The organism is Variovorax sp. 10L421 (assembly GCF_056395365.1).
In genome coordinates, this window is sequence record NZ_JBFTJJ010000028.1 from 1 (window position 1) to 26,758 (window position 26,758).

A 26,758-nucleotide genomic window follows, 5' to 3' on the forward strand; every position below is an offset into this window, starting at 1 on the left:
GCGCCGCGCGCCGCAGCGGCCGGTGCCGCGGCGGCAGCAGGCGCGCCAGGGTTGGCGCCCGCGGGAGCCTCGCCCACCGGACCGCTCGGCGCCACGGCCTGCACGGGCACGTTTTCCGCGACAGCGCCGGTACCGCTGGACGACACCGGTCCGCCGGCAGGCGCCGAACCCTCACTGGATTCGCCTCGGGCCGTCAGCCGCGACACGGAAGCCCCGATCTGGTCGAACACCGACTGCGGCAACCAGAACAGCGCACCCGCGGCCACCAGCAGGAGCCCCACCGCGATCAGCAGCGCACGCGAAGGCAGCCCACTGGAACGGCCGTTGTTGTTCCAGCGAGGCGTGTTGGAGGCGATGTTCCCTCGCAGCGTGCGATCGGCCTCGGCCAGCGACACCTTTTGCGTGCTGGGCAGCTTCGCGAGCACGGGCGCGGGATCGATGCGCAACGCGCGGCAGACGCTGCTCGCCAGGGCGCGAGCGAAGACCGGATCGGGCAGCGAGGCGATATCGTCCGCTTCAAGCGCCATGAGCTTCTGCGGCGGCACCTTCAGCGCGGCAGCCACCATCTCGATGTGCAGGCCGTGGGCCTCGCGCGCCTCGCGCAGCAGGTCACCGGCTGTCTTGTGCGTGATGTCGCCTTCTTCCAGCGGCTGTGCTGCGAAAGTGCCGAACTCCGAAACCCGATCAGTCATTGAAATTCCCGCGCTCGTACGCTGTTGCCTCCCGCGACTGGGGGAAGCGTCGTTGCAGTTGACCTCCCAACTGCGCGACTGCCTCGCGGTTGTTCAGCTTTCGTTCGACCCTGATGCCGAGCCAGAGCGTCTCGGCGCTGGCCGAGGGGCTGTTATTGACGCGGCGAATGTAGAACTGCGCGCGCGACCATTCTTCGCGCTGCGCCAGCAATGAAGCCAGATTGAAGCCGACCACCGGATTGCCGGCGTCGATCTCGTAGGCCTGCATGAGGCTGCGCTCCGCCTGGACCCGCTGGCCGGCCTTGAGTTCGCACACGCCCTGCGTCATGAGCGTCTTGGCGCGGTCCGCATAGCTCGGCACGGCCAGGGCTTCGGTGAACTGCGCAGCCGCATCGCCGTAGCGGTTCTGCTGGCACAGCAGCCAGCCGTAGTTGTGCCGCGCGTTGGGGTCGCGCGGATTGATGGCGATGGCGCGGCGGAAGCTGTCTTCGGCCAGCGCGGCGTCGTCGAGCCGCATGTAGACCAGGCCGCGCAGGTTGTAGGCGTCGGCATTGTTGGGATCGGCGGCCAGCGCCTGCTTGATCTCGTCGAGCGCGACGGTGGTCTGGCCATGCTCGAAATAGCCGGAGGCCAGTTCCATGCGCAGGCGCGCACGGCGCTGCCGGCTGGTTTCGTCGGACTCGGTGACGATCTCGGCACCCTTGCCCGAACTGGTGTCGGCCAGGCTGGTGGTGGTGGTGCGCGTGTTCACGCAGCCCCCAAGCAGCAACGCCATGGCAACGCCCGCGAAACCCACAGTCAGCATCCGCTGCACGCTCGCGGTCGTCATCGGAATGGCCATGCTCATCGGTTCAGTGCTCCTGGGGGGTGGTCTTGCGGACCGGATGCAAAACAATGGGGCGCTCCGCCGCGCGGCGCTGCGCCATGCGCTCGGCCGCACGGGTGCGGTCCTTGACGTCGCCAGCGAGCTGGCCGCAGGCGGCGTCGATGTCGTCGCCGCGCGTCTTGCGCACGGTGGTCACGAGGCCGGCTTCGCTCAGCGTCCTGGCGAATGCCAGTACGCGTGGCTGCGGTGAGCGCAGCAGGCCCGACGCCGGAAAGGGGTTGAACGGGATCAGGTTGAACTTGCACGAGATGCCGTGCGTACGCACCAGCTCGATGAGCTGCCGCGCATGCTCAGGCTGATCGTTCACTCCGTCGAGCATGCAGTACTCGAAGGTGATGAAGTCGCGCGGTGCATGCGCCAGGTAGCGCTTGCAGGCCTCGATCAGTTCGGCGATCGGGTACTTGCGGTTGAGCGGCACGAGGTCGTCGCGCAACGCATCGTTGGGCGCATGCAGCGAGACGGCCATGGCCACCGGGCAATCGGCGCCGAGGCGGTCGATCATGGGCACCACGCCGGAGGTCGACACCGTCACGCGACGGCGCGACAGCCCGTAGGCGTTGTCGTCGAGCATGGTGCGCAGCGCGGGCACGAGCGCCGAGTAGTTCTGCAGCGGCTCGCCCATGCCCATCATCACCACGTTGGAGATGACGCGTTCGTCGCGCTTCAGGTGCTTGCGCAGGAAGTGTTCGGCAAACCAGAGCTGGGCGACGATTTCGCCCGTGCTCAGGTTGCGGCTGAAGCCCTGATGCCCTGTCGAGCAAAAGCGGCATCCGACCGCACAGCCGGCTTGGGACGACACGCACAGGGTGCCGCGGTCGTCCTCTGGAATGAATACGGCTTCGACGGCATTGCCGTCACCGACGTCGAACAGCCACTTGATCGTGCCGTCCTTGGATTCGTGCTGCGTGATGACCTGCAAGGCCTCCACGCGCGCCGTGGTCGCAAGCTTCTCGCGCAGCGACTTCGCCAGATCGGTCATCTGGGCGAAGTCGCTGGCGCCACGCTGGTGGATCCAGCGGAACAGCTGCGTGGCGCGGAATTTCTTCTCGCCGAGTTTTTCGCAGAACGCAGCCAACCCCTCGAGATCGAATTCGAGCAGATTGGCCGTGGTCATGGAATCGATCGGCAGACAGCTTCAGCGTGCGTAGACGTTGAGGCCGGCGAAGAAGAAAGCGACTTCGTTCGCTGCGGTTTCGGCAGCGTCCGAACCGTGCACGGCGTTGGCATCGATGCTGTCGGCGAAATCGGCGCGGATGGTACCGGCAGCGGCCTTCTTCGGGTCGGTGGCGCCCATCAGGTCGCGGTTCTTGGCGATGGCGTTGTCGCCTTCGAGCACTTGCACGAACACGGGGCCCGAGATCATGAACTCGACCAGGTCCTTGAAGAAGGGACGTTCCTTGTGCACGGCGTAGAACTGTTCGGCTTCGTTGCGCGACAGGTGCACCAGCTTGGCGGCGACGACCTTGAGGCCGGCAGCTTCAAAACGGGAAACGATCTTGCCGATGACGTTCTTGGCAACTGCGTCGGGCTTGATGATGGAAAGGGTACGTTCGATAGCCATTGAAATGCTTCCTGGAGCTTTGATTTTGAAGTGTTTTGTCACAACTGCGACGCGCTTGTTGCATCACATGTCGACAAAGCCTCTGATTTTAACCGGCGCAGCCTTTCGGATTGGTGAAAACCCCGCGAAAGGCCGCGTACCGACGGCTGGCTTTCAGCGCCCGCGGCGGCGGCCGCCACCTTGGCCGCCCTGGCCGCCGAAGCCGCCACCGCCGCCGCCACCACGACGCGGGCCTGCGCGCTGCTCCTTGCGCTGGCGCGAGAAGCTGTCGGCGCCGATGTAGCCCAGCGAGGTCTTCATTGGATCGGGCTGGTTGGCGCCGCTGGGTTGACGGTCGTCGCCCTGCTGGCGATTGCCGCCACCCTGGCGGTTGCCGCTGTTGCCGCGGCGTCCCTGCCCCTGGGGCGGACCGCCGTTGCCACCGCCACGATTGGGACGGCCACCCCGGTCACCGCGCGGCGGACGACCATCGCCCAGCGGATTCGGGATCGGCGCTTCCCGGCTGCCTTCGTCGCGAGCATCGCGCATGTCGCGCGGCTGCTGGCCGCCACCACCATTGCGATTGCCGCGGCGCTTCTTGTTGCGCCCGCTTCGGCCATTGCCGCCACCACCCTCTTGCCCCGGGCCACGCTGCTGCGGGCCGGGCCGGGCAACCGCGCCGCCGGAAGCCTGGAACAGCGCGCGAATATCACGCTCGTCGAGTTCCATCCAGGCGCCGCGCTTCAGGCCGCGCGGCAGCACCATGGCGCCGTAGCGGATGCGAATCAGCCGGCTGACCGCGTGGCCCACCGACTCGAACAGGCGGCGCACCTCGCGATTGCGGCCTTCGGAAATGGTCACGCGATACCAGCAGTTCGAGCCTTCGCCGCCGCCGTCCTCGATGGTGCCGAATTGCGCCATGCCATCGTCGAGGCGCACCCCGTCGAGCAGCTTCTGCTTTTCTTCGCTGGTGAGCGCGCCCAGCACACGGACCGCGTACTCGCGCTCCAGGCCGAAGCGCGGGTGCATCAATTGATTGGCCAGGTCGCCGGAGCTGCTGAACAGCAGCAGCCCTTCGGTGTTCAGGTCGAGGCGCCCGACCGACTGCCACTTGCCCTGCTGCAGGCGCGGCAGCTTGCGGAACACGGTCGGGCGGTTCTGCGGATCGTCGTGCGTGACCACCTCGCCCACGGGCTTGTGGTACGCGATCACGCGCGGCGGCGGAGGCGCGATGCGGTAGCGGATCGGCTTGCCGTTGATCTTGACCTGATCGCCGTACTGGATGCGCTGGCCGATGTGGGCCGGCTCGTTGTTGACGGAAATGCGGCCCTGGAGAATCAGCTGCTCCATTTCGAGCCGCGAGCCCAGGCCGGCCTGCGCCAACACCTTGTGCAGCTTGGGCGAATCCGCCTCGGGCAGAAGCACGCGCTTGAGCGGCGGGACTTCGGGGCTTTCTTCGTCGGCGTCGAACTGGCCGGAGATGACGTCCGAGAAACGGATCGGCTCGGGCGGCGGCGCGTTGCGCTGTTCGCGCTCTGCGGCGCGGCGGGCGCGGTCGAGGTCGTCTTCTTCTTCGTCGGGCTCTTCTTCGTCTTCGTCCCGCTCTTCTTCGCCGTCATCGCTGCTGTTGCGATCGGCTTCGACCGGTGCGGGATTGCGGGCCTCTTCAGCGGCGACGGCGACAACCGGAGCTTCCTCGGCGGCAACGACCGCCGGCGCGATCGCCTCGGGGGGCTGTGCAACAGGCCAAGCCACCGCTTCATCCGCCATGGACGGCTCGACCGGCTTCTTCTTGCGGGGCGCTCTCGGTTTCTTGGGCGCCTCGGCCTCCACCGGTGCAGCGATTTCCTGCGCAGCTGCCTCCGGCGCTACCGATTCAATAGCATCACCTGCGGCCTTCCTGGACGGGGCCGCCCTTTTCTTCTTTTTGACTTCGGGCTCGGCCGGCAGCATCGCCGCGTCTTCGGTGTCGGTTGTGCTCATGAGGTTTTTCCGGGAGAGGGAGCGTGGGGGTCGACCTCGTCCTGGGACGGGGCATCGGGTTCTGGCGACGGTGCCTGAGCGGACTCGGGCTCGGGTATGGATTCGGGTTCCGGCGCGAGCTCGGGTTCGGGCTCGATGGGAGATTCGGTGCCTGCGGCGTTCTCGGCAAACTGCGCCTCGGCGGCTTCGGCGGCGGAAGACTCCAGCTCTGCCATCCCCGATGCATCCGCATCGCCCTCTGCCAGCGCTTCGATCTCGGGCGCGGCATCGATGGGCAACCCCTGCTGCTCGCCGGACGCCTGCTCGAGGGCATCGACCAGCGCTGCCTGCTGCGCGGGCGTTTCGATCAGTGGCAACTGGTCTAACGAGGCCAGGCCCAGGTCGTCGAGGAACTGGCGCGTGGTTGCATACAGCGCCGGACGGCCGACCGTTTCGCGATGGCCGATGACCTCGACCCAGCCGCGGTCTTCCAGCTGCTTGAGGATCAGCGAGTTGATCGTCACGCCACGAATGTCTTCCATGTCGCCGCGCGTGGCCGGCTGCCGGTAGGCAATGATGGCCAGCGTCTCGAGTGCGGCGCGGGTGTAGCGCGGCGGCTTCTCGGGGTGCAGGCGATCGAGGTGGTCGCGCATCTCGGGCCGGCTCTGGAAACGCCAGCCGCTGCCGACGCTCACCAGCTCCAGGCCGCGCTGCGCCCAGTCTTCCTGCAATTCGAGCAACAGCACCTTGATGGTGTCCGCGCCCAGCTCGTCGTCGAACAGCACGCGCATATCGCGCACCGGCAACGGCTGGCTCGAACAGATCAAGGCGGTTTCGAGAATGCGCTTGGCATCCGCCGTATTCATGGTTCGCGTTATCCGGGAAAAGGCGCCTCGGGGCGCTAGTTCAGAAGGATGAAAGGAGTAGGCGCTGCAGGCACGCGGCAAATGCAACGCAAGGCCGGCCTCGGGTGACCGGCGCGGCTCTCGGGCCGTCAGGCGCGATTGTAATCCAGCCCCCAGGCCCGCAAAGCCAGGACGAGGTCGGCGGGCGGCGGCGAGCGGAACTCCAGCGCCGCTTGTGTGACGGGATGCACGAAGGCCAGCCTGAATGCATGCAGCGCCTGCCGCGACAGCCCGGCAGCCGGCGCCCCGCCATAGAGCGCATCGCCCACCAGCGGATGGCCGATCGACGCCATGTGCACGCGGATCTGGTGAGTGCGCCCGGTTTCGAGGGTGCAGCGCACGGCGCAGCCTTCGGCGTTGCTGTCGAGCCGCTCGATCAGCGTGCGCGCCGTCTTGCCCGCATGACGCTCGAGATCGACCACAGCCATGCGCAGCCGGTTGCGCGGATCGCGCCCGATGGGGGCGTCGACCTGCCGGCCCGCGGCCCCCTCCCACGGCTTGTGGCCGATGGCCAGGTACTGCCGCTTGACCTCGCGCGCAGCGATCAGCGCCACCATCGCATCCATGGCGGCCCGGGTGCGCGCCACCACCATCAGGCCGCTGGTGTCGCGGTCGAGCCGGTGCACGATGCCGGCGCGCGGCAGCAGCACGGCCCTCGGGTCCAGCGCCAGCAGGCCATTGAGCAGCGTGCCGCTCCAGTGTCCCGGCGCCGGGTGCACGACCAGGCCGGCGGGCTTGTCGACGATGCGCAGGTGTTCGTCCTCGTGCACGGTGACGATGTCCATCGGCTCGGGCCGGAAGGCCTGGCTCTGGGGTGTGGGACGAAGCTCGATGCGGCCGGCCTGTCCCGCCTTGACGGTGGCCGAGACCTTGGTCAGCGTGCGGCCCTGCAGCTCGACAGCGCCAGCCTCGATCAGCTGCTGCAGGTAACTGCGGGAAAACTCGGGCACCAGCGCGGCGAGCGCGCGATCGAGCCGCTGGCCGTGCTGGGCCGGGTCGATGACGAAGGGCCGCTGCTCGCTGGGTTCGATCGGATCGGCCCCCTCCTCGAACTCGGGCACCTCCAGTGCCTCGGGGGTATTGCCCAAAGGGTCGGTCGATATAATTGAGGGCAACTGTTTCACGAAAGCCGTATGTGATGTTTCGCGCCAAATTATCGGTCCCCGCCTGGATCGCGCTCAGCGCCGCGGCTGTGCTGGCTGCTGGCTGCTCGTCGACCTCCGTCGACAAGACCGCCAACTGGAGCCCCAACCGCATCTATTCGGAAGCCAAGGACGAGGCCGGATCGGGCGCCTACGACAAGGCCGTGCCGCTGTACGAGAAGCTCGAAGGCCGCGCCGCCGGCACGCCGCTCGCGCAGCAGGCGCAGCTCGAAAAGGCCTACGCCCAGTACAAGTCGGGCGAAAAGGCGAACGCCATCGCCACCGTCGACCGCTTCATGAAGCTGCATCCGGCGAGCCCCGCCATCGACTATGCGCTCTACCTCAAGGGCGTGATCAACTTCAACGACGACCTTGGCATGTTCGCGTTCATGACGCGCCAGGACCTGTCCGAGCGTGACCAGAAGGCCGCCAAGGAATCTTTCGAGTCGTTCAAGGACCTCGTCACGCGCTTCCCCGAGTCGCGCTACACCCCTGACGCGCGCCAGCGCATGAACTACATCGTGAACTCGCTCGCGCAGTACGAAGTTCACGTGGCGCGCTACTACTATTCGCGCGGTGCCTACCTGGCGGCCATCAACCGCGCCCAAGTCGCGCTGTCCGACTACCGCGAAGTGCCGGCGCTCGAAGAAGCCCTGTACATCATGGTGAAGTCGTACGACGCCCTCGGCATGAAGGACCTGCGCGACGACACCCAACGCGTGCTGACCACCAACTATCCGAAGAGCACCTACCTCGCGAACGGCTTCAAGGGCAAGGACGATCCCTGGTGGAAGCTCTGGTAGCCCCTAACTAAGTCTTGAGTGCGTCCAGCGCGGCCTCGAAATCCGATTCGTTTTCGAGCCGCCGCATCGGTGGCAGCGCCGCCAGCAACCGGCGGCCGTAGCCCATGGCCACCAGGCGCGTATCGCAGATCGCCAGTACGCCGCTGTCGGTTTCGCGCCGAATCAATCGGCCCGCCCCCTGTTTGAGCGCCACGGCCGCCTCGGGCAGCGAATAGTCGGCAAACGAACTGCGCCCCTGCGCTTCAAGGCGCTGTGAGCGCGCCTCGACCAGCGGATCGTTCGGCGGCGGGAACGGCAGCTTGTCGATCACCACCAGTTGCAACACATCGCCCGGTGCGTCGAAGCCTTCCCAGAACGAGGCCGACGCCACCAGCACGCAGCCTGCGCGCCCGGCGCTCGCGCCTTCGCGGAAGCGATCCATCAGCACGCGCTTGGGCAGCTCGCCCTGCACCAGCACTTCGGGGCGCGCTTGCGCGTCGAGCAGTTCGAATTGCTGCCTCATCTCGTCGCCGATGGTGCGCAGTGCGCGAAGCGTGGTCGTCAGCACCAGCGTGCGGCCGCCCAGCTCGGTCGCGCCGCGCGCGGCCAGTTGCGCGACGCGCTGGCTGTGCGACGGATCGTTGGGCTTGGGAAACGCACGCGGCACATAGAGCGCAGCCTGCGAGGCATAGTCGAAGGGGCTTTGCACGCGCAGCACTTCCGCGTCCTGCAGGCCGCAGGGCTCGGTGAACCAGCGCAGCGTGGGCTCGTCGCCCAGCGTTGCGGAGGTGAAGACCCAGGCGCGGCCGCCATCTTGCTGCGCCGCCGTCTCGCGCGCCGGCCGCTCGCCATAGCCGTCGAGATCCTCGTCGTCGCCATCGGCCGCATCGGGGTCTGCCTCGGCGATCTTGAGCACCCGCTTGCGCATGGCGTCGGCGATGTCCAGCGGCGATTCGATGAGCCGCAGCTGCGAGCCCACATCGACCCAGCGCACCGAATCGATCTCGCATGGCAGGGCGAAGCGCGCGATGCGCTTCGCGAGTTGGCGGGCCCGCTCGTGCAGCCGCACGAAGTCGGGCGAGATTTCGCTGACGGTGGCGAGCCCCTCGGCCGACAGCTCGAACGCTTGCAGCAGGTCGTCCAGCGCTTGCTGCCACGCATCGGGATCGACACCCTCGGGCGAGGCACCCAGCCAGCGCAGCTTGGCGCCGGGCCATTGCTTGCCGACCACGAGTCGCAGTTCGCGCGCGGCGCGCTCGACTGCCGCGACCAGTTGCTGCCAGTCGACCAGGCCGCGCGCATGCTGCAGGCCGGCACCCAGCATGTCACGCGCAAAGTCGAGCGCCTGCCCGCTGCCGAGCTGCGCACCGAGAAACTGCACGCCGGTTTCGTTGAGCTGGTGCGCTTCGTCGAACACCACCACGCTCACGGTCGGCAGAAGCTCCGCCATGCCGGTCTCGCGTACCGCGAGGTCGGCAAAGAACAGATGGTGGTTGATGACCACGATGTCGGCCGCCAGCGCCTCGCGCCGTGCCAGGTTGACATGGCAGGGCTTGAACTGCGGGCATTGCGCGCCCAGGCAGTTCTCTCGCGTGGAGGTGATCAGCGGGATCAGCGGCGAGCGCTCGTCCAGCCCCGGCAGCTCGGCCAGGTCGCCGGTGCGCGTGGCCTTCGACCACTGCTCGATCTTGGCAAGCGTGCGCAAGCTGCCGCGTTCAGGCAAGGAGGCATCGTGGCGCGCCAGATCGAGCCGGTGCAGGCAAAGATAGCTGCCGCGCCCCTTGAGCAGCGCGGTGCGCACTGGCAGCCCGAAGGCTTCGACAAGACGCGGCAGGTCGCGGCCGAACAACTGGTCCTGCAGCGTCTTGGTGGCGGTCGAGAGCAGTACGCGTTCGCCGCTCAGCAGGGCCGGCACGAGATACGAAAAAGTCTTGCCCACCCCGGTGCCCGCTTCGACCACCAGCACGCCGCCCTGGTCGATGGTGCGGGCCACGGCTATCGCCATCTCGGTCTGACCCGCGCGCTCGCGGAACTGCTCGGCGGCACGCGACAGCGCGCCGTCCTGCGCGAAGGCGTCGCGCACCTGGTCTTCGAGCGCCCCCGTCACGCCGGCTCTTTCGGGTCGAGGTCGTTTTCGAGGCGCGCGATCTGGTCGCGCAGTGCGAGGCGGCGCTTTTTCAGGCGCCGCAGCAACAGCTCGTCTTGCGGCGAGCCCTCAGCCAGCCGGTCGATGGTGGCGTCGAGATCGGCATGCTCGATGCGCAATTCGATCAGCTGGCGGGAAAGGGAGTGAAGATTGGAGTCCAACGGTGGGGAGCGGCTGCGAGGTTTTCGCGGCGCATGTTCATTCGATAATACGTCCTGACACGAATCTCCGAGAAGACAGAAACACGCGCTTCGGCGCATATGCCTCATGACCCAAGGCTTTCGACTCGCCGCGGCCACCGGACTCCACAAGGGAGACCGCCCGTACCAACAAGACCAGGTGCTGATGATGAGCCATCCACGCGTGCCTGGCTGCGTGCTGGGCATCGTGGCCGACGGCATGGGCGGGCGCAGCGGCGGGCGCAAGGCCTCCGATCAGGTGCTGATGACGGCACGCCAGCTCTTCGCCCGCTACCAGCCCAGCCGCGACGACCCCGAAGCCGTGCTGAAGCAGATCCTCGAAGACTCGCACACGGTCATCAAGCTCACCGCCGTTTCCAGCGAACAGGAGCCGCACAGCACGCTCGCGGCCTTCCTCATGACCCCCAAGGGCGACTGTGCCTGGATCCATGCCGGCGACTCGCGCATCTATCACTTCCATGACGGGCAGCTCGTCAAGCGCACGCGCGACCATTCGTACGTGCAGGTGCTGATCGACCGCGGCCAGATCACCGAGGCCCAGGCCAACGTCCACCCGCAAGGCAACATCCTGCTCGGCTGCCTGGGCATGACGACCACGCCGCCGCCCATCGACCCCTACTACATTCCGAAGATGGAACCGGGCGACCTGCTGATGGCCTGCAGCGACGGGCTGTGGCATTACTTCAGCCCCGAAGAGCTGGCGAGCGTGCTGTACGCGCAGCCGCCGCGCGATGCGGTCGAAATCCTGGTGGGTGAAGCGCGCCGCCGAGCCCGGGGCACGGGCGACAACATCTCGATTGTCGTCCTGAAGTTCGATCCGCTGCCGGCGACAACCGCCTGAGCGGCGCCCCTGCCTTCTTGCCCCGCTCAGGGTGTGGCCGGCGGCGGCGGCAGCGGCGCCGCGCGCGGCTTGCTGCGATTGGCGTTCTGCCGCTCGCGGCTGGCCCTGTGCTCTTCGGCCCGCTTCTGTTTGTCTTCGAAACGCTTGACGGCGGCAGGCGCCTCGGCCTGCCGCTGGGCGGCCTTGGCCTGCTCGTCGGAATGGGCCTGCTGCTTGGACCGAAACTGGCGTTCGCGCTCGGCAGCATCGGCGGCCGTGGCGGCGCGGCTGGCCGCATGGTCGGCCGCGCGCTGCTCGCGGTCCCTCTGGCCCTGGATCGACTCCTCCTGCTTCTCGCGGGTGTCCTGCGGGCGCTGGGTGCCGGCCTTCTGGTCAAGCTTTTGCAGCTCGGCCGCGCCGCTGCGCTGGCGCTGGATGTCGTTGATCGCTGTTTCCTGCCGCTTGATATTGTCGGTTTCCTTGCGACGCCGGCCCCGGCTCTCGCGCAGGCAGTCTTCCACCGCGAACTTCTTGTAGCAGGCGGCCCGCTCTTCGACAAAGCGCTTCTCGATGACCTCGCGCTCGCTGGAGAGCCGGCGCTTCTCGGCCTCGAGGTCGGCACTGCCCGTAGCGGCATTGGACTGTGCCCACAGCGGAAGGCTGGCCAACGTCATCAACAGGGCAAGAGCGATTTTTTTCATGTGAGTCGGGTGTCGACGATGCGGCGTTCGAGGGCGAGAAACTCGCTCGATTGCATTTCGGTGAGCCGGGAGACCGTGCGCGGAAACTCGTGCGACAGCGGCCCTTCCGTGTACAACGCCTCGGGCGGAACCTCAGCCGACATGATGAGCTTGCAGCGCCGGTCGTACAAGACGTCGACCAGCCAGGTGAAACGGCGCGCTTCCGAGGCCATGCGCACCGGCATGTGCGGCACGTCGGACAACAGCACAGTGTGAAACTGGCTGGCGATCTCGAGGTAGTCATTCTGCGAGCGCGGACCGCCGCACAGCGTCTTGAAATCGAACCAGACCACGCCGCCGGCCTTGCGCAGTGCGCGGATCTCGCGCTGCTCGATGTGCAGGATCGGGTTTTCGTCAGCCGTCTCGGCCAGCTTGTCGAAGGCCTTGCGCATCTCCTTCTCGGCGGCACCGTCGTTCGGCGTGAGGTACATGCGCAGCTGTTCGAGCGTGCGGCGCCGGTAGTCGGTGCCGTTGTCGACGCTCAGCACTTCTAGCTTCTCGTTCAGGAGCGCAATGGCCGGCAGGATGCGGTCACGGTGCAAGCCACCGGGATACAGATCGTCGGGCTTGAAGTTCGAGGTGGTGACAAAGCCCACGCCGTTCTCGAACAGCGACACCAGCAGCCGATGAAGAATCATCGCGTCGGTGATGTCCGCCACATGGAACTCGTCGAAGCAGATCAGCTTGTAGCGCTTCGATATGCGCAGCCCCAGCTCGTCGAGCGGGTTCACCGTGCCCTGCAACTCGCGCAGCTCTCGGTGCACTTCCCGCATGAACTCGTGAAAGTGCAGGCGCGTCTTGCGCCGCAGCGGCACCGCATTGAAGAACAGGTCCATCAGGAAGCTCTTGCCCCGACCGACGCCACCGTACATGTAGACGCCGCGCGGGAGCTCCGGCCGGTTGATGAACTTCTTCAGCGCATTCGAGCGCTGGGCCTTGTAGGCGGCCCATTCGTTGGCGCAGCGATCCAGCGCCTCCACGGCGCGCAGCTGCGCGGGATCGCTCCTGAACCCGCGCGTAGCGAGTTCCGCCTCGTAGGCCTGTTTGACGCTGGTCAAAAGATCGGTGAGATCAGAAGTTCAGCGTGCGCTTGTCCACGGCGAGTGCCGCTTCCTTCGTGGCTTCCGACAGCGACGGGTGCGCATGGCAGATACGCGCGATGTCTTCCGCGCTGGCCTTGAACTCCATCGCCACCACGGCTTCGGAGATCAGTTCGCTCGCTTGCGGACCCACGATGTGCACGCCCAGGATCTCGTCGGTCGCTGCGTCGGCCAGGAACTTGACCATGCCGGTCGTGTCGCCCAGCGCGCGTGCGCGGCCGTTCGCGAGGAACGGGAATGTGCCGGCCTTGTATGCACGGCCCGCGGCCTTGAGCTGCTGCTCGGTCTGGCCGACCCATGCGATCTCGGGGCTGGTGTAGATCACCCACGGGACCGTGTTGAAGTTCACGTGGCCATGCTGGCCCGCGATGCGCTCCGCCACGGCAACGCCCTCTTCCTCGGCCTTGTGCGCCAACATCGGGCCGCGCACCACGTCGCCGATGGCCCAGACGTTGGGCAGGTTGGTCTTGCAGTCGTCATCGACGTTGATGGCGCCGCGCTCGTCGAGCTTCAGGCCCACGGCTTCGGCATTCAGGCCGATGGTGTTGGGCACGCGGCCGATCGACACGATCAGCTTGTCGACTTCCAGCGTCTGGGCTTCGCCCTTGGCGTTGGTCCAGGCAACGCTCACGCCCTTCTTCGACGACTTGATCTCGCCGACCTTCACGCCGAGCTCGATCTTGAGCTTCTGCTTGTCGAAGGCCTTCTTGGCTTCCTTGGCGATCTGCTCGTCCACAGCGCCCAGGAACGTCGGCAGTGCTTCGAGCACCGTGACTTCCGCGCCGAGGCGGCGCCACACCGAACCCATCTCGAGGCCGATGACACCCGAACCGATCAGGCCCAGCTTCTTCGGCACAGCGCCGATGCGCAGCGCGCCGTCGTTCGAGAGGATGTTCTCCTCGTCGAACGGCGTGCCCGGCAGCGCGCGGGCATTGGAGCCCGTGGCCACGATGATGTGCTTGCCGCTGATCGACTCTTCGGCGGCGCCCGCCACCTTGATCTCGTAGCCGGCTGCATCGGTCTTCACGAACGAGCCGCGGCCATGGAAGAAGCTGATCTTGTTCTTCTTGAACAGATACAGGATGCCGTCGTTGTTCTGCTTCACGACCTGGTCCTTGCGGGCCAGCATCTTGTCGATGTCGAGGCCCAGGCCTTCGACCTTGATGCCGTGGTCCGCGAAGTGGTGGCCGGCCTGCTCGAAGTGCTCCGACGATTGCAGCAGCGCCTTCGAGGGGATGCAGCCGACGTTGGTGCAGGTGCCGCCCGGTGCGGGGCCACCCTTGCCGTTCTTCCACTCGTCGATGCAGGCCACGTTGAAGCCCAGTTGCGCGGCGCGGATCGCCGCAATGTAGCCGCCGGGGCCGCCGCCGATGACGACGACGTCGAATTGCTTGTTTGCCATCTGGTTCTTTCTCCCGGATCAGATGTCGAACAGCAGGCGCGACGGGTCTTCCAGCGCTTCCTTCATGGCGACCAGGCCCAGCACGGCTTCACGGCCGTCGATGATGCGGTGGTCGTAGCTCATGGCGAGGTAGTTCATCGGGCGAACGACGATCTGGCCGTTCTCGACGACGGCGCGGTCCTTGGTGGCGTGCACGCCGAGGATGGCCGACTGGGGCGGGTTGATGATCGGGGTCGAGAGCATCGAGCCGAAGGTGCCGCCATTCGAAATGGAGAACGTGCCGCCGGTCATGTCTTCGATGCCCAGCTTGCCGTCTTGTGCCTTCTTGCCGAACTCGGCGATCTTCTTCTCGATGTCGGCAAAGCTCATCTGGTCGGCATTGCGCAGGATCGGCACCACCAGGCCGCGCGGCGAACCGACGGCGATACCGATGTCGAAGTAGCCGTGGTACAGGATGTCGTTGCCGTCGACCGAGGCGTTGATCACCGGGTACTTCTTCAGTGCATGCACCGCGGCCTTCACGAAGAAGCTCATGAAGCCGAGCTTCACGCCGTGTTCCTTGGTGAAGCTGTCCTGGAAGCGCTTGCGCAGCTCCATGACGGGCGCCATGTTCACTTCATTGAAGGTCGTCAGGATGGCGTTGGTCGATTGCGACTGCAGCAGGCGCTCGGCGATACGGGCGCGCAGGCGGCTCATCGGCACGCGCTGCTCGGGGCGCTCGCCCAGGTCGGGCGCGCTGGTGGGCGCGGCGACTTGCGGCAGTGCGGGCTTGGCGGCCGGTGCGGGAATGATGGCCGCGGGCTTGGCGCCCGAAGCGACCGCGCCGAGCACGTCGCCCTTGGTGACACGGCCGTCCTTGCCGGTGCCGGCCACGTCGCTGGTCTTCAGGTTGTTGTCGGCCAGCAGCTTGGCGGCGGCGGGCATGGCCACGTCGGCCTTCGAACCGCCGGTGGCGGCGGCAGCAGCTGCCGGTGCAGGCGCGGCGGCAGCCGGAGCTGCGGCAGGCGCAGCCGCCGGTGCGGCGGCCGAAGCCTTGCCATCGGTGTCGATCTTGGCGATCAGCTGATCGGCCACCACGGTGGCGCCATCGGGCTGCACGATTTCGGCCAGCACGCCAGCCGAGGGCGCGGGCACTTCCAGCACGACCTTGTCGGTCTCGATCTCGATCAGGATTTCATCGACGGCGACGGCTTCGCCGGCCTTCTTCTTCCAGGTGAGCATGGTGGCTTCGGCCACGGATTCGGAAAGCTGGGGGACTTTGACTTCTACGATAGACATTTGGAGTGAGCTCCGATTTTTTCTTCAGGGTGTTCGTGTGAAAAAAGGCTTTTGATTACTTGGTCAGCACGAAGCCCTTGAGCTTGCCGAACGCGCCATCGACGAGCGCCTTCTGCTGTTCCTGGTGCAGGTGCGAGTAGCCCACCGCCGGCGATGCCGAGGCAGCACGGCCGGAGTAGCCGAGCTTCTGGCCGTCCTGCATGTTTTCGTGGATGTAGTGCTGCACGAAGAACCAGGCGCCCTGGTTCTGCGGCTCGTCCTGGCACCACACCACGTCGACGAGGTTCGGGTACTTCTTGATCTCGGCAGCGAAAGCCTTGTGCGGGAAGGGGTAGAGCTGCTCGACGCGGATGATCGCCACGTCCTCGGTGCCCTGCTCTTCGCGCTTCTTGGCCAGGTCGTAGTAGACCTTGCCGGAGCAGGCGATCAGGCGCTTGACCTTCTCGGCCTTCAAGCCCTTGCTGTCGGGAATGACGGTCTGGAAGCTGCCCTTGGTGAACTCGGACAGCGGCGAGGTCGCGTCCTTGTTGCGCAGCAGCGACTTGGGCGTCAGGATGATCAGCGGCTTGCGCAGGTTGCGCACCATCTGGCGGCGCAGCACGTGGAAGATCTGGCTGGCCGTGGTCGGCTGCACCACCTGCATGTTGGTGTCGGCGCTCAGCTGCATGAAGCGCTCCAGGCGAGCCGAGCTGTGCTCGGGGCCCTGGCCTTCGTAGCCGTGCGGCAGCATCATCGTGAGGCCATTGACGCGGCCCCACTTCACTTCGCCGGAAGCGATGAACTGGTCGATCACCACCTGCGCGCCGTTCACGAAGTCGCCGAACTGGGCTTCCCAGATCACGAGCGTGTTCGGGTCGTTCGAGGCGTAGCCGTATTCGAATGCGAGCACGGCCTCCTCCGACAGGATCGAGTCGATCACGACGAACGGCGCCTGGTTGTCGGCCACGTTCTGCAGCGGCGTATAGGTGCCGGTGTCGAACTTCTCGCGGTTCTGATCGTGCAGCACGGCGTGGCGGTGCGTGAACGTGCCGCGGCCCGAGTCTTCGCCCGACAGGCGGATCGGGTAGCCGCTGGCCACCAGCGATGCGAAGGCCATGTGCTCGCCCATGCCCCAGTCGACGTTCACGTCGCCGCGGCCCATGGCGGCGCGGTCATCCAGCACCTTCTTCACGAGCGGGTGCACAGTGAAGCCCTCGGGCACGAAGGTGATCTTCTCGGCCAGGCGCTTCCACTCGCTCGAGGGAATGGCGGTGTCGCCGGCGTCGGTCCACTTCTTGTTGAGGTACGGGCTCCAGTCGACGGCGTACTTGCTCTTGAAGTTGGTGAGCACGGGGTCGACGGTGTTCTTGCCTTCGTCGAAGGCGGCGCGCTGCGCCTTGACCATGTCGTCGCCGAGCGTGTCGCCCAGGCCTTGCGCGGCCAGCTTGTCGGCGTACAGCTTGCGCGTGCCGGGGTGGACTGCGATCTTCTTGTACATGAGCGGCTGGGTGAGCGAGGGGGTGTCCTGCTCGTTGTGGCCCAGCTTGCGGAAGCAGATGATGTCCACGACCACGTCCTTCTGGAATTCCATGCGGAAGTCCAGCGCGATCTGGGTGGCGAGCACCACGGCTTCGGGGTCGTCGCCGTTCACGTGCAGCACCGGCGCCTCGATCATCTTGACGATGTCCGAGCAGTACAGCGTCGAGCGGCTGTCGCGCGGGTCGCTGGTGGTGAAGCCGATCTGGTTGTTGATGACGATGTGCACCGTGCCGCCGGTGGAGTAGCCGCGGGTCTCGGCCAGCGCCAGCGTTTCCATCACGACGCCCTGGCCTGCGAAGGCGGCGTCGCCGTGCACGATCACGGGCAGCACCTGCTTGCCCAGCGGGTCGCCGCGGCGGTCCATGCGGGCGCGCACCGAGCCTTCGACCACGGGGTTCACGATCTCGAGGTGCGAGGGATTGAACGCGAGGCTCAGGTGCACCGGGCCGCCAGGGGTGGTCACATCCGAGCTGAAGCCCTGGTGGTACTTGACGTCGCCGCTGGGCAGGTCTTCGGGGGCGGTGTGGTCGAACTCGGCGAACAGGTCGGCCGGCATCTTGCCCAGCGAGTTGACCAGCACGTTCAGGCGGCCGCGGTGGGCCATGCCGATCACGATTTCCTGCACGCCCTTGGCGCCGGCCTGGTTGATCAGTTCGTCCATCGCGACGATGAAGCTCTCGCCGCCTTCGAGCGAGAAGCGCTTCTGGCCGACGTACTTGGTGTGCAGGAAGCGCTCGAGGCCTTCGGCGGCCGTGAGGCGGTTCAGCACATGCTTCTTCTGCTCGGCGCTGAGCTTGGGGTTGGTGCGGGCGCTTTCGAGCCGCTGCTGCCACCAGCGCTTGTGATTCTGGTCGGTGGTGTACATGTACTCGGCGCCCATCGTGCCGCAGTACGTTTCGCGCAAGGCGTTGAGCAGGTCGCGCAGCGACATGGTCTCCTTGCCGAAGAAGGTGTTGCTGGTATTGAACACCGTCTCGAGGTCGGCGTCGGTGAAGCCGTAGAACGAGGGTTCGAGTTCCGGGATCGAGGGACGCTCGGCGCGCTTGAGCGGATCGAGGTCGGCCCAGCGGGCGCCGACGTTGCGGTAGGCGGCGATCAGCTGCTGGACCGAGGTGCGCTTGCGGCCGAGCTCGGAGTCGGCGCCGCTGGCCTGCACGACCTTGGTCGTGCCCTGCTTCGCGCGTTCGGCGAAAGCATTGATGACCGGCAGGTGCGGAACGTCGCGGGTGTTGGTGCCATCGGCGGCGGGAACGTTCTGCAACGCGTCGAAATACGAACGCCAGTTGTCGGGCACGCTGCCGGGGTTGGCGAGGTAGTTCTCGTACATCTCTTCGACATAGGGCGCATTGCCACCGAAGAGGTAGGTGTTGCCTTGATAGGCTGTGTACGCCGTGGGCGTAGAAGAATCGCTCATGATCCGCTGACCTTCGCTTCCCTGAAGGAAGCACTAGCTGGTTAAGAAACCTTCCGCGACACGGCTGAACCGATTGGCGGATGCGACTGTGGCTGGGGAAGGGCCTGAGTACCTTGGCATTGTGCCACGTCAACCATATGACGGCCCAAAGGAGCTTCGCAACCCCTCCACTGCTCATTCAGGCGGAAGAGAGTAACTGTTTGATTTGCTGCAGCGTGGCGGGGTCGTCGATGGTGGTCAGGTCGCCCGGGTCGCGCTGCTCGCACACAGCCTGGATGGCACGGCGCAGCAGCTTGCCGCTGCGCGTCTTGGGCAGGCCGCTCACGAAACGCACGCGCGCTGGCCGCGCCAGCGCCCCGAGCTGGTCTGCCACCATCTTCATGATCTCGCCTTCGAGCTTGAGTGCCGCATCGGCGTCGCCCACGGCCTTGCCGTCCTTGGGAACGACGAAGGCCATCGCGACCTGGCCCTTGAGCGCGTCGGCCACGCCCACCACAGCGACCTCGGCCACGTTGGCGTGGCCCGAGATGCTCCCCTCGATCTCGCGCGTGCCGAGGCGGTGGCCTGCCACGTTGATCACGTCGTCGGTGCGACCGAGGATGTAGAAATAGCCGTCTTCGTCGCGAATGCCCCAGTCGAAGGTCGAGTAGACCATCTTGCCGGGCACGCTCTTCCAGTAGGTGTTGACGAAGCGCGCATCGTCCTTCCATACGGTCTGCATGAAGCCGGGCGGCGTCGGGCCTTCGACCACCACCACGCCCTTCTCGTTCGGGGCGGTCAGTTCTTCGCCGGTCGATTCATGCAGGATCTTGATGCGGTAGCCGTACATCGGCACGCCCGGGCTGCCGAACTTGCTGGGCTTGGCCTCCACGCCGTTGGCGATGGTGATCATCGGCCAGCCCGATTCGGTCTGCCAGTAGTTGTCGATGATCGGCACGCCCAGGCCTTCGCTGATCCAGCGTGCGGTGGGCTCGTCGAGCGGCTCGCCCGCCAAAAACAGCGCGCGCAGGCTCGACAGGTCGTACCTCTTCAACAGCGCCGGGTCCTGCTTCTTGAGCACGCGCACCGCGGTGGGAGCGCTGAACATCACCGTCACCTTGTACTTTTCGACGAGTCGCCACCAGATGCCGCCGTCGGGCTGCCGGTCGATGCCTTGCGTGGGCAGGCCCTCGTACATGATCGTCGCCATGCCCGCGATGAGCGGGCCGTAGACGATGTAGCTGTGGCCCACCACCCAGCCGATATCGCTGGTCGAGAAGTAGGTTTCGCCGGGTCGGCCGTCGAAGATGTGCTTCATGCTGGCGGCCAGCGCGACCGCGTAGCCGCCCACGTCGCGCTGCACGCCCTTGGGCTTGCCGGTCGTGCCGCTGGTGTAGATGGTGTAGCTGATGTCGGTGGAGGCGAGCCATGTGCAGGGCACCTTGGCGTCGAGGTGCTTGCGCCTGAGTTCGGCGGCCAGGTGGTCACGGCCCGCAGTCAGGTCCATGGATGCGAGGCCGCGGTCCGTGAGCAGCACCGCCGAGGGCTTGTGTTTCGACAGGCGGATCGCCTCGTCGAGCAAGGGCTTGTACGCAATGACCTTGCCGCCACGCGAGCCCGCATCGGCGCTCACGATCACCTTGGGCTCGGCGTCCTCGATGCGCGTGGCCAGCGAGCCGCTGGCGAATCCGCCGAACACCACGCAATGGATGGCGCCGATGCGCGCGCAGGCCAGCATCGCGAAGGCGGCCTCGGGAATCATAGGCATGTAGATGAGCACGCGATCGCCCTTGCCCACGCCGAGTTCGATCAGGCTGGCGGCGGTGCGCTGCACCTCGGCATGCAACTCGTTGAAGCTGCAGCTCTTCTCGACGCCGGTTTCGGTGGAGACGAAGACCAGCGCGGGCTGATCGCCCCGCGCGGCCAGATGCCGGTCGACCGCGTTGTGGCACAGGTTGGTCGTGCCGCCTACGAACCAGCGCGCAAAAGGCGGCCGGCTGGCATCCAGGATCTGTTGCGCGGGGTTTTGCCAGTCGATCAGCTTCGCCTGCTCGGCCCAGAAGGCCTCGGGCGCATCGACGGACTGGCGATAGAACTCTTCGTAGCGGCTCATCTGGGTATGTCTCCTGTTATTCATTCGGGTCTGGCAGCACCACCAAAACTGAATTCATAATTATGGAGGTCGATCTTGCAGCAAGCTGACGGCCGGAACAATCCGGCCGAGCCCTTCCTCCCGCCGCAGATGCGGTTACCGGACGAGCGAAAGCAATTCAGGAAACGCGGGGTGTTCCGCCGTGCGCAGCCACTCGAAACCGACCATCTCGGTCGTCACGAGTTCGGCACCGGCACCCGCCAGCCGGTCGAAGGCCGCGTCGCGGTTGCGCTCGGTGCGCGAACTGCAGGCATCGGTCACGACCCAGACTTCGAACTCGTCTTCCAGCAGGTCGAGCGCGGTCTGCAGCAGGCAGACATGGGCTTCGCAGCCGGCGATCACGATGCTGTTGCGCTCCTCGGCCGCGGCGGCGGGCTTTTGCAGATGCTTGGGCAGGCTGCGCGCATTGCCCTGCGGCGCCTTGGCCGGCACGCGCAGCCACTCGCCGAGGCCTTCCTCCACGCCGCTGAAATGCATCTTCGACAGGGTGCGCTGGCACAGCGCGCGGACGTCGGGCAGGTTTTCGCCAAGGCTGGAGGGGTTGTGCTCGGTGCCGAACACCGGCACCTGGAACAGGTGCGCCATCTTGCCGAGGCGCACTGCGTTCTGCGCGACGGCCTCGCCCTCGAAGATCGCCGGCATCAGCCGCGCCTGGTAGTCGACCAGAACGAGTTGGGAGAGCGAGGCGTCGAGCAGCATGAGCGGTGTCTTTCAGGTATCGGTTGAGTTGGGCTGAACCGTACCACCGAAAGGACCGCGTCGGGCTCTCTCGACCTGCGCCCGCCGGCACGGGCCGTCTGCCCGCATCGAGGCACGCCTAAACTGCGGCGCATGAAGCTGTTCTCCAAACGGGCGTGCCTCGCGGCGCTGGGCCTCGGCGCCGCGCTGCTCGCCGTGGCCTGCGGCGGCGTGCGCAAGGCCGTGGTGCCGATGGCGACTTCGCTCGAAAGGAGCAGCTGCGCACGCGGCGAGGTCGACACGCTGCTGGTCATGCTTCCCGGCGCCTACTCGGCGCCCGACGAGTTCGCGCGCGAGGGCTTCGTCCATGCCGTTCAGGAGAATCGCGTCGCGGCAGACGTGATGCTGGTCGACGCACATCTGGGCTACTACAACGACAAGACCATCCTCGATCGCCTGAGCGCCGACGTGGTCGCGCCGGCGCGCAGCCAGGGCTACCGCCACCTCTGGTTCGTCGGCATTTCCCTCGGCGGTTTCGGCGGAATGCTCTATGCGCAGACACACCCCGGCGAACTCGCCGGGCTGGTGACGCTCGCGCCCTATCTCGGCGAGCGCGCGCTCGGCACGGACATCGCCAACGCGGGCGGCCTCGCCAGGTGGAACGGGCCGCTGGTCGACCCGGCCGCGAGCCCTCCGCGAACGCCCAACGAGACACAGCTCTGGCAATGGCTGCGCGGTTACGCGGGCTTCACGAACACGGCAGGCGCGCGGCCGCCGCTCTATCTGGGCTACGGCGTGGACGACCGCTTTGCCTTCAGCAACCGGCTACTGGCGAACGTACTGCCGCCCGAGCGCGTTTTCACGACAGAAGGCGGCCACGACTGGCCTGAGTGGAACCGCCTCTGGCGCCGGATGCTGCCGACCTTGCCGCTGCCGGGCTGCCCTGGCTGAAAATTCGCGCCGAACTCAGTTCGGCCGCAGGCGCAGCAGCTTGCCGTCGGCTTCGTCGGTGAGCACGTAGAGCAATCCATCCGGCCCCTGCTTCACGTCGCGTATGCGGGCGCGACCCTCGGCCAGCAGCTTGTGCTCGGCGACCACCTTTGCGCCTTTCAGCTCGATGCGGTCGAGATAGCCGAACTTGAGCGAGCCCACGAACAGGTTGCCCTTCCAGCCCGCGCCGTAGCGGTCGCTGGTCAGGAACGCCATGCCGGACGGCGCGATCGACGGCACCCAGTAGTGCAGCGGCTGCTCCATGCCCTCCTTGGCCGTGATGCCGTCGCCGATCTTTCCGCCGCCGTAGTTCTCGCCGTAGGTGATGACAGGCCAGCCGTAGTTGCGGCCGGCCTGCGGAATGTTGATTTCGTCGCCGCCCTGCGGCCCGTGCTCGGTCATCCAGAGGCGGCCGTCGGGCGCAAGCGTGGCGCCCTGTCCGTTGCGATGGCCGTAGCTCCAGATCTCGGGCAGCACGCCCGCCTTGCCGACGAAGGGGTTGTCCTTGGGCACCGTGCCGTCCTTGCCGATGCGCACGATCTTGCCCAGGTGGTTGTCGAGCTTCTGCGCGTCTTCCTTGCGACTGAAGCGGTCGCCCAGCGTGAGGAACAGCGCGCCATCGCGCGCCTCTACGATGCGGCAGCCGAAGTGGTTGCGGCTCGCGACCTTGGGCTGCTGGCTGAAGATGATCTTCAGCCCCTCGAGCTTGGTGCCGTCGGCCGACAGATTGGCGCGGGCCAGCGCGGTGCTGTTGGCCGAACCGCCGGCATCGGGTTCGGAGAAGCAGAAGTACAGCGTGCGGTTTTTCTCGAAGTCGGAATCGGCCAGCACGTCGAGCAACCCGCCCTGCCCGCCCGCCGCGATGAGAGGCAAGCCCGCGATGGGCGCCGAGATCTTCCCGTCGGCACCGACCAGCCGGAGGCGGCCGGGCCGCTCCGTCACCACGAAACGGCCACCCGGGAGGAAGGCGACGCCCCACGGGTTTTCAAGACCGGTAACCAACGTTTCAGGCCTCATCTGCGCCGCGGCGGTGGCGCAGAAACCGATTACCGTGACAAATGTCCAGAGACGAAGAGAAGCCAAAAGTGATAAGCGCGGCAAATTCATGGCTTTTCCGTGAAGTTGGGGCGATCTTGACGGGAAATAACGACTGAATCCAGCAAGAGCATCGATCAACCCGAGGTCCGAGGGCCCTTTCGAGGTCAACCGCTTATGGGCCATAAACGTTCGCCGTTACATTTTTTCCTGAACCGGATTAAAATTTCCCATGTAAATCAATGACTTACAAATGGATTCGCTAATTCTGTTTAAATTGACATAACCGCGCGTCATCAATATCCTACGCGCCATGCGTTTTTTCGTCCTTCCCGCGTCCCTTCTATTTGCCGTCGCCGTTCATGCGGCCCCCCAACAAGACAAGACCGATGACGAGTTGGCACGAATGCTCGCCGACAAGGGCATCATCGGACAGCTCAAGCAGGTTCGCCAGACCGTCACCGAACGCACTTCGGATCTCGTGGTGACCGCCATCGGCTTCCTCGGCGTTCCATACCGCCGCGGCGGCAACACCGCCGAATCGGGCTTCGATTGCAGCGGCTTCGTTCGCGCCATGTACAACCAGACCGTGGGCCACATGCTCCCGCGCCGCGCCGAAGAGCAAGCCGCCGCCACCGAGAAGATCGATCGCAGCCAGCTCAAGCCCGGCGATCTCGTGTTCTTCAACACCATGCGCCGCGCCTTCAGCCATGTCGGCATCTACGTCGGCGAAGGCAAGTTCATCCACTCGCCCCGCTCCGGCGCCCAGGTTCGCGTGGAAGACATGAACGGAAGCTACTGGCAACACCGCTTCGACGGCGCCCGCCGCGTGCTCGGCGGACCGACGGAAGAAGTCAAGGCTGCGGCTCTCGCCAACACCGGCAACTGAGCCCTCCGCAAGCCAGGACGAAAAAAATCCCGCCTCGGCGGGATTTTTTCATGGGCGCTCGGTCGCGCCCTGGGTCATGCGGCCTTCTTCGCCGGCGGCAGGTCCGTGCAGGTGCCATGCGCCACTTCCGCCGCCATGCCGATGCTTTCGCCCAGCGTCGGGTGCGGGTGGATGGTCTTGCCGATGTCGATCTCGTCCGCGCCCATCTCGATCGCCAGAGCGATCTCGCCGATCATGTCACCGGCATGCGTGCCGACGATGCCCCCGCCGAGGATGCGGTGCGTTTCGGCATCGAACAGCAGCTTGGTGAAGCCCTCGTCGCGGCCGTTGGCAATGGCGCGGCCCGAGGCCGTCCACGGGAAGTGCCCCTTCTTGACCTTGATGCCCTCGGCCTTCGCCTGGTCCTCGGTGAGGCCGACCCACGCCACTTCGGGGTCGGTGTAGGCGACGCTGGGGATCACGCGGGCATTGAAGGCGGCGCTGGACAACTCCTTGTCCCCCTTCTGCTCGCCGGCGATGACTTCAGCTGCCACGTGCGCCTCGTGCACCGCCTTGTGCGCCAGCATGGGCTGGCCCACGATGTCGCCGATGGCGAAGATGTGGGGCACGTTGGTGCGCATCTGGATGTCGACCGGAATGAAGCCCCGGTCGCTCACCGTGACGCCTGCCTTCTCGGCGCCGATCTTCTTGCCGTTCGGGCTGCGGCCCACGGCCTGCAGCACGAGGTCGTAGACCTGCGGTTCCTTCGGCGCGTTCTCGCCCTCGAAGGTGATCTTGATGCCCTCCTTCGTGGCTTCGGCGCCGACCGTCTTGGTCTTGAGCATGATGTTGTCGAAGCGCGGGGTGTTCATCTTCTGCCAGACCTTCACGAGGTCGCGGTCGGCGCCCTGCATCAGGCCGTCGAGCATCTCGACCACGTCCAGGCGCGCGCCGAGCGTGGAATACACCGTGCCCATTTCGAGGCCGATGATGCCGCCGCCCAGGATCAGCATGCGCTTGGGGTCGGTGCCCATCTCGAGCGCGCCGGTCGAGTCGACCACGCGCGGGTCCTTCGGCATGAACGGCAGGCTCACCGACTGCGAACCGGCCGCGATGATCGCGTTGCGGAACTTGACCGTCTGCTTCTTGCCGGTGGTGTCCCAGCTCGTGCCGGAGGTTTCTTCCACCTCGAGGTGGTACGGATCGATGAAGTTGCCGACGCCGCGCAGCACCGTCACCTTGCGCATCTTGGCCATGGCCGTGAGGCCGCCGGTGAGCTTGCCCACCACCTTGTTCTTGTGGCCGAGCAGCTTGGCGCGGTCGACCGTGGGCGCGGCGAAGCTCACGCCGAGGTCGGCGAAATGCTTGACCTCGTCCATCACGGAAGCCACGTGCAGCAGCGCCTTCGACGGGATGCAGCCGACGTTCAGGCACACGCCGCCGAGGGTGGCGTAGCGCTCGATCAGCACGACCTTCAGGCCCAAGTCAGCGGCACGGAAGGCGGCCGAGTAACCGCCGGGGCCGGCGCCGAGCACGATCACGTCGCATTCGACATCGACCTTGCCGCCATAGCTCGACACCGCCACGGCCGCCGATGCAGGGGCCGGTGCGGGCGCTGCCTTGGATGCGGGGGGCGCAGTTGCGGGCGCCGGTGCGGCCGCTGCGGGCGCTGCCGCCGCGGCACCGTCCACCTCCAGCGTCAGCACCACCGAGCCTTCCTTGACCTTGTCGCCCACCTTCACGGCCAGCGACTTCACCACGCCGGCAGCGGACGACGGAATCTCCATCGAGGCCTTGTCCGATTCGACCGTGATCAGCGACTGCTCGGCCTTGACCGTGTCTCCTACATTGACCAGCACCTCGATCACTGCCACTTCGTCGAAGTCGCCGATGTCGGGCACCTTGATTTGTTGTTCGCTCATTTGGACACTTTCAGTTTGAGTGTGAGAACGTCGACCGGTGGGGCCGAATTGCGATCGAATTCGCAGGCGGCGGCGATGCCTGCCTCCGCCACGTCGCGCGAGTTGCGCGACTTGATGTCATAGGCCGCGTGCATGGCGCCGAGCGCAAAGCTGCGTCCCGAGCCGATGGCCCAGAACTCCTTGAACTCGAACACCTCGCGGTAGCTGTAGATGCCGTAGATGCCGCTCTGGTTGGCCAGCAGCATCGTGAACTGGCTCGACTCGTAGGGCTCGTGCTCGTCTTCCTTGGTCTGCATGAAGAACGAGTCCTTCAGCACCGGATGCAGCATCGTGAAGGTGCGGAAGATCTCGTGCTTGCTGCCGAACAGCAACTGCTCGCGCGGCTGCGCGGCCAGCGCGTGCTGCAGCACCAGGAAGTGCGCGGCGGCACCAGCCACCGCGAACAGGCTCTGCCCCGCCGCATCCTCGACGGTGAAGATCTTCTGGTTCGCCTCGGCGCGGTGCGAAAGCCGCGTGTCGCCGAAGGTCACCAGAGAATCGGCTGCCATCGTGACCTGGCCGCCTTTGCGGACGGCCACTACGGTGGTCATAGCGCCTCCCGCCGGGC

Annotated in this window: 23 protein-coding genes; 4 read left to right on the plus strand and 19 right to left on the minus strand. The window is 66.2% G+C overall.

Features of this window, described 5'->3' with window-relative positions:
- The 7 genes from AC1DFC_RS25385 to AC1DFC_RS25415 form a co-directional block, all read right to left on the minus strand.
- A partial coding sequence (locus tag AC1DFC_RS25385) for a helix-turn-helix domain-containing protein (protein WP_478180223.1) occupies positions 1 to 692 on the minus strand: 692 nt, incomplete at its 3' end.
- The gene (pilW, locus tag AC1DFC_RS25390; protein ID WP_413314691.1) at positions 685 to 1,539 is read right to left on the minus strand and encodes a type IV pilus biogenesis/stability protein PilW; all 855 of its coding nucleotides are present in this window, start codon (positions 1,537 to 1,539) and stop codon (positions 685 to 687) included. The genes pilW and AC1DFC_RS25385, both read right to left, overlap by 8 nt.
- A gap of 4 nt (positions 1,540 to 1,543) precedes the next feature.
- Positions 1,544 to 2,692 (minus strand): dual-specificity RNA methyltransferase RlmN, encoded by a 1,149-nt coding sequence (gene rlmN / locus AC1DFC_RS25395; RefSeq protein ID WP_007828279.1) that lies wholly within the window; start codon positions 2,690 to 2,692, stop codon positions 1,544 to 1,546.
- A 21-nt stretch (positions 2,693 to 2,713) separates the two neighbouring features.
- Positions 2,714 to 3,139, minus strand: a complete 426-nt coding sequence (gene ndk / locus AC1DFC_RS25400) for a nucleoside-diphosphate kinase (RefSeq protein ID WP_007828277.1) — start codon at positions 3,137 to 3,139, stop codon at positions 2,714 to 2,716.
- A gap of 153 nt (positions 3,140 to 3,292) precedes the next feature.
- Positions 3,293 to 5,101: a pseudouridine synthase gene (locus AC1DFC_RS25405; RefSeq protein ID WP_478180224.1), complete on the minus strand. Its 1,809-nt coding sequence runs from the start codon at positions 5,099 to 5,101 to the stop codon at positions 3,293 to 3,295.
- Positions 5,098 to 5,946, minus strand: coding sequence for an SMC-Scp complex subunit ScpB (gene scpB, locus AC1DFC_RS25410; protein ID WP_007828273.1), 849 nt, complete (start codon positions 5,944 to 5,946; stop codon positions 5,098 to 5,100). The genes AC1DFC_RS25405 and scpB overlap by 4 nt, the downstream gene beginning before the upstream one ends.
- Before the next feature lie 128 nt (positions 5,947 to 6,074).
- Positions 6,075 to 7,073: an RluA family pseudouridine synthase gene (locus AC1DFC_RS25415; protein WP_413333864.1), complete on the minus strand. Its 999-nt coding sequence runs from the start codon at positions 7,071 to 7,073 to the stop codon at positions 6,075 to 6,077.
- Positions 7,074 to 7,123: 50 nt separating this feature from the next.
- Here AC1DFC_RS25415 and AC1DFC_RS25420 point away from each other — a divergent pair, with 50 nt between their 5' ends.
- On the plus strand, positions 7,124 to 7,930 hold the full coding sequence (locus AC1DFC_RS25420; RefSeq protein WP_007828252.1) for an outer membrane protein assembly factor BamD: 807 nt from the start codon (positions 7,124 to 7,126) through the stop codon (positions 7,928 to 7,930).
- Between the two features lie 7 nt (positions 7,931 to 7,937).
- Here AC1DFC_RS25420 and AC1DFC_RS25425 read toward each other — a convergent pair whose 3' ends face one another.
- Positions 7,938 to 10,016, minus strand: coding sequence for an ATP-dependent DNA helicase (locus AC1DFC_RS25425; protein ID WP_478180225.1), 2,079 nt, complete (start codon positions 10,014 to 10,016; stop codon positions 7,938 to 7,940).
- A complete protein-coding gene (locus AC1DFC_RS25430) occupies positions 10,013 to 10,216 on the minus strand; it encodes a YdcH family protein (protein ID WP_007828249.1) in 204 nt (67 codons plus the stop codon). The genes AC1DFC_RS25425 and AC1DFC_RS25430 overlap by 4 nt, the downstream gene beginning before the upstream one ends.
- A gap of 106 nt (positions 10,217 to 10,322) precedes the next feature.
- Between AC1DFC_RS25430 and AC1DFC_RS25435 the strand changes: the two genes are divergently transcribed.
- Positions 10,323 to 11,096, plus strand: coding sequence for a PP2C family protein-serine/threonine phosphatase (locus AC1DFC_RS25435; protein ID WP_007828247.1), 774 nt, complete (start codon positions 10,323 to 10,325; stop codon positions 11,094 to 11,096).
- A gap of 26 nt (positions 11,097 to 11,122) precedes the next feature.
- Here AC1DFC_RS25435 and AC1DFC_RS25440 read toward each other — a convergent pair whose 3' ends face one another.
- The 7 genes from AC1DFC_RS25440 to AC1DFC_RS25470 form a co-directional block, all read right to left on the minus strand.
- Positions 11,123 to 11,776, minus strand: coding sequence for a hypothetical protein (locus AC1DFC_RS25440; RefSeq protein WP_413333860.1), 654 nt, complete (start codon positions 11,774 to 11,776; stop codon positions 11,123 to 11,125).
- On the minus strand, positions 11,773 to 12,873 hold the full coding sequence (gene zapE / locus AC1DFC_RS25445) for a cell division protein ZapE (RefSeq protein WP_007828243.1): 1,101 nt from the start codon (positions 12,871 to 12,873) through the stop codon (positions 11,773 to 11,775). The genes AC1DFC_RS25440 and zapE overlap by 4 nt, the downstream gene beginning before the upstream one ends.
- Before the next feature lie 13 nt (positions 12,874 to 12,886).
- On the minus strand, positions 12,887 to 14,317 hold the full coding sequence (gene lpdA, locus AC1DFC_RS25450) for a dihydrolipoyl dehydrogenase (RefSeq protein ID WP_413314683.1): 1,431 nt from the start codon (positions 14,315 to 14,317) through the stop codon (positions 12,887 to 12,889).
- A gap of 18 nt (positions 14,318 to 14,335) precedes the next feature.
- The gene (odhB, locus tag AC1DFC_RS25455; RefSeq protein ID WP_413333856.1) at positions 14,336 to 15,595 is read right to left on the minus strand and encodes a 2-oxoglutarate dehydrogenase complex dihydrolipoyllysine-residue succinyltransferase; all 1,260 of its coding nucleotides are present in this window, start codon (positions 15,593 to 15,595) and stop codon (positions 14,336 to 14,338) included.
- A 55-nt stretch (positions 15,596 to 15,650) separates the two neighbouring features.
- Complete coding sequence (locus tag AC1DFC_RS25460; protein ID WP_007828239.1) at positions 15,651 to 18,527, minus strand: 2-oxoglutarate dehydrogenase E1 component; 2,877 nt, start codon at positions 18,525 to 18,527, stop codon at positions 15,651 to 15,653.
- A 178-nt stretch (positions 18,528 to 18,705) separates the two neighbouring features.
- Positions 18,706 to 20,643, minus strand: coding sequence for a propionate--CoA ligase (locus tag AC1DFC_RS25465; RefSeq protein WP_478180226.1), 1,938 nt, complete (start codon positions 20,641 to 20,643; stop codon positions 18,706 to 18,708).
- 111 nt (positions 20,644 to 20,754) lie between these two features.
- The gene (locus AC1DFC_RS25470; protein ID WP_007828237.1) at positions 20,755 to 21,357 is read right to left on the minus strand and encodes an isochorismatase family protein; all 603 of its coding nucleotides are present in this window, start codon (positions 21,355 to 21,357) and stop codon (positions 20,755 to 20,757) included.
- 132 nt (positions 21,358 to 21,489) lie between these two features.
- On the opposite strand from AC1DFC_RS25470, the gene AC1DFC_RS25475 reads away from it, so the two are divergent.
- A complete protein-coding gene (locus AC1DFC_RS25475; protein WP_478180227.1) occupies positions 21,490 to 22,287 on the plus strand; it encodes an alpha/beta hydrolase in 798 nt (265 codons plus the stop codon).
- 15 nt (positions 22,288 to 22,302) lie between these two features.
- On the opposite strand, the gene AC1DFC_RS25480 is transcribed toward AC1DFC_RS25475, so the two are convergent.
- Complete coding sequence (locus tag AC1DFC_RS25480; RefSeq protein WP_413333851.1) at positions 22,303 to 23,433, minus strand: PQQ-dependent sugar dehydrogenase; 1,131 nt, start codon at positions 23,431 to 23,433, stop codon at positions 22,303 to 22,305.
- A 241-nt stretch (positions 23,434 to 23,674) separates the two neighbouring features.
- On the opposite strand from AC1DFC_RS25480, the gene AC1DFC_RS25485 reads away from it, so the two are divergent.
- A complete protein-coding gene (locus AC1DFC_RS25485) occupies positions 23,675 to 24,250 on the plus strand; it encodes a C40 family peptidase (protein ID WP_042672602.1) in 576 nt (191 codons plus the stop codon).
- Between the two features lie 74 nt (positions 24,251 to 24,324).
- On the opposite strand, the gene lpdA (AC1DFC_RS25490) is transcribed toward AC1DFC_RS25485, so the two are convergent.
- Both lpdA (AC1DFC_RS25490) and AC1DFC_RS25495 read right to left on the minus strand, forming a co-directional pair.
- Positions 24,325 to 26,151, minus strand: a complete 1,827-nt coding sequence (gene lpdA / locus AC1DFC_RS25490; RefSeq protein ID WP_413314672.1) for a dihydrolipoyl dehydrogenase — start codon at positions 26,149 to 26,151, stop codon at positions 24,325 to 24,327.
- A complete protein-coding gene (locus tag AC1DFC_RS25495; RefSeq protein WP_007828222.1) occupies positions 26,148 to 26,741 on the minus strand; it encodes an Ntn hydrolase family protein in 594 nt (197 codons plus the stop codon). Before AC1DFC_RS25495 ends, lpdA (AC1DFC_RS25490) begins: the two co-directional genes overlap by 4 nt.
- Between the last annotated feature and the right edge of the window lie 17 nt (positions 26,742 to 26,758).

What these genes read in the sequence shown, in the direction of transcription:
- AC1DFC_RS25465 (WP_478180226.1), bottom strand. Translation starts at nt 20,643, where the DNA reads ATGAATAACAGGAGACATACCCAGATGAGCCGCTACGAAGAGTTCTAT.
- pilW (WP_413314691.1), bottom strand. Translation starts at nt 1,539, where the DNA reads ATGAGCATGGCCATTCCGATGACGACCGCGAGCGTGCAGCGGATGCTG.
- AC1DFC_RS25485 (WP_042672602.1), top strand. Translation starts at nt 23,675, where the DNA reads ATGCGTTTTTTCGTCCTTCCCGCGTCCCTTCTATTTGCCGTCGCCGTT.
- scpB (WP_007828273.1), bottom strand. Translation starts at nt 5,946, where the DNA reads ATGAATACGGCGGATGCCAAGCGCATTCTCGAAACCGCCTTGATCTGT.
- AC1DFC_RS25435 (WP_007828247.1), top strand. Translation starts at nt 10,323, where the DNA reads ATGACCCAAGGCTTTCGACTCGCCGCGGCCACCGGACTCCACAAGGGA.
- AC1DFC_RS25475 (WP_478180227.1), top strand. Translation starts at nt 21,490, where the DNA reads ATGAAGCTGTTCTCCAAACGGGCGTGCCTCGCGGCGCTGGGCCTCGGC.
- odhB (WP_413333856.1), bottom strand. Translation starts at nt 15,595, where the DNA reads ATGTCTATCGTAGAAGTCAAAGTCCCCCAGCTTTCCGAATCCGTGGCC.
- rlmN (WP_007828279.1), bottom strand. Translation starts at nt 2,692, where the DNA reads ATGACCACGGCCAATCTGCTCGAATTCGATCTCGAGGGGTTGGCTGCG.
- AC1DFC_RS25470 (WP_007828237.1), bottom strand. Translation starts at nt 21,357, where the DNA reads ATGCTGCTCGACGCCTCGCTCTCCCAACTCGTTCTGGTCGACTACCAG.
- AC1DFC_RS25480 (WP_413333851.1), bottom strand. Translation starts at nt 23,433, where the DNA reads ATGAATTTGCCGCGCTTATCACTTTTGGCTTCTCTTCGTCTCTGGACA.
- lpdA (WP_413314683.1), bottom strand. Translation starts at nt 14,317, where the DNA reads ATGGCAAACAAGCAATTCGACGTCGTCGTCATCGGCGGCGGCCCCGGC.
- ndk (WP_007828277.1), bottom strand. Translation starts at nt 3,139, where the DNA reads ATGGCTATCGAACGTACCCTTTCCATCATCAAGCCCGACGCAGTTGCC.
- AC1DFC_RS25495 (WP_007828222.1), bottom strand. Translation starts at nt 26,741, where the DNA reads ATGACCACCGTAGTGGCCGTCCGCAAAGGCGGCCAGGTCACGATGGCA.
- AC1DFC_RS25440 (WP_413333860.1), bottom strand. Translation starts at nt 11,776, where the DNA reads ATGAAAAAAATCGCTCTTGCCCTGTTGATGACGTTGGCCAGCCTTCCG.
- AC1DFC_RS25420 (WP_007828252.1), top strand. Translation starts at nt 7,124, where the DNA reads ATGTTTCGCGCCAAATTATCGGTCCCCGCCTGGATCGCGCTCAGCGCC.
- AC1DFC_RS25405 (WP_478180224.1), bottom strand. Translation starts at nt 5,101, where the DNA reads ATGAGCACAACCGACACCGAAGACGCGGCGATGCTGCCGGCCGAGCCC.
- lpdA (WP_413314672.1), bottom strand. Translation starts at nt 26,151, where the DNA reads ATGAGCGAACAACAAATCAAGGTGCCCGACATCGGCGACTTCGACGAA.
- AC1DFC_RS25460 (WP_007828239.1), bottom strand. Translation starts at nt 18,527, where the DNA reads ATGAGCGATTCTTCTACGCCCACGGCGTACACAGCCTATCAAGGCAAC.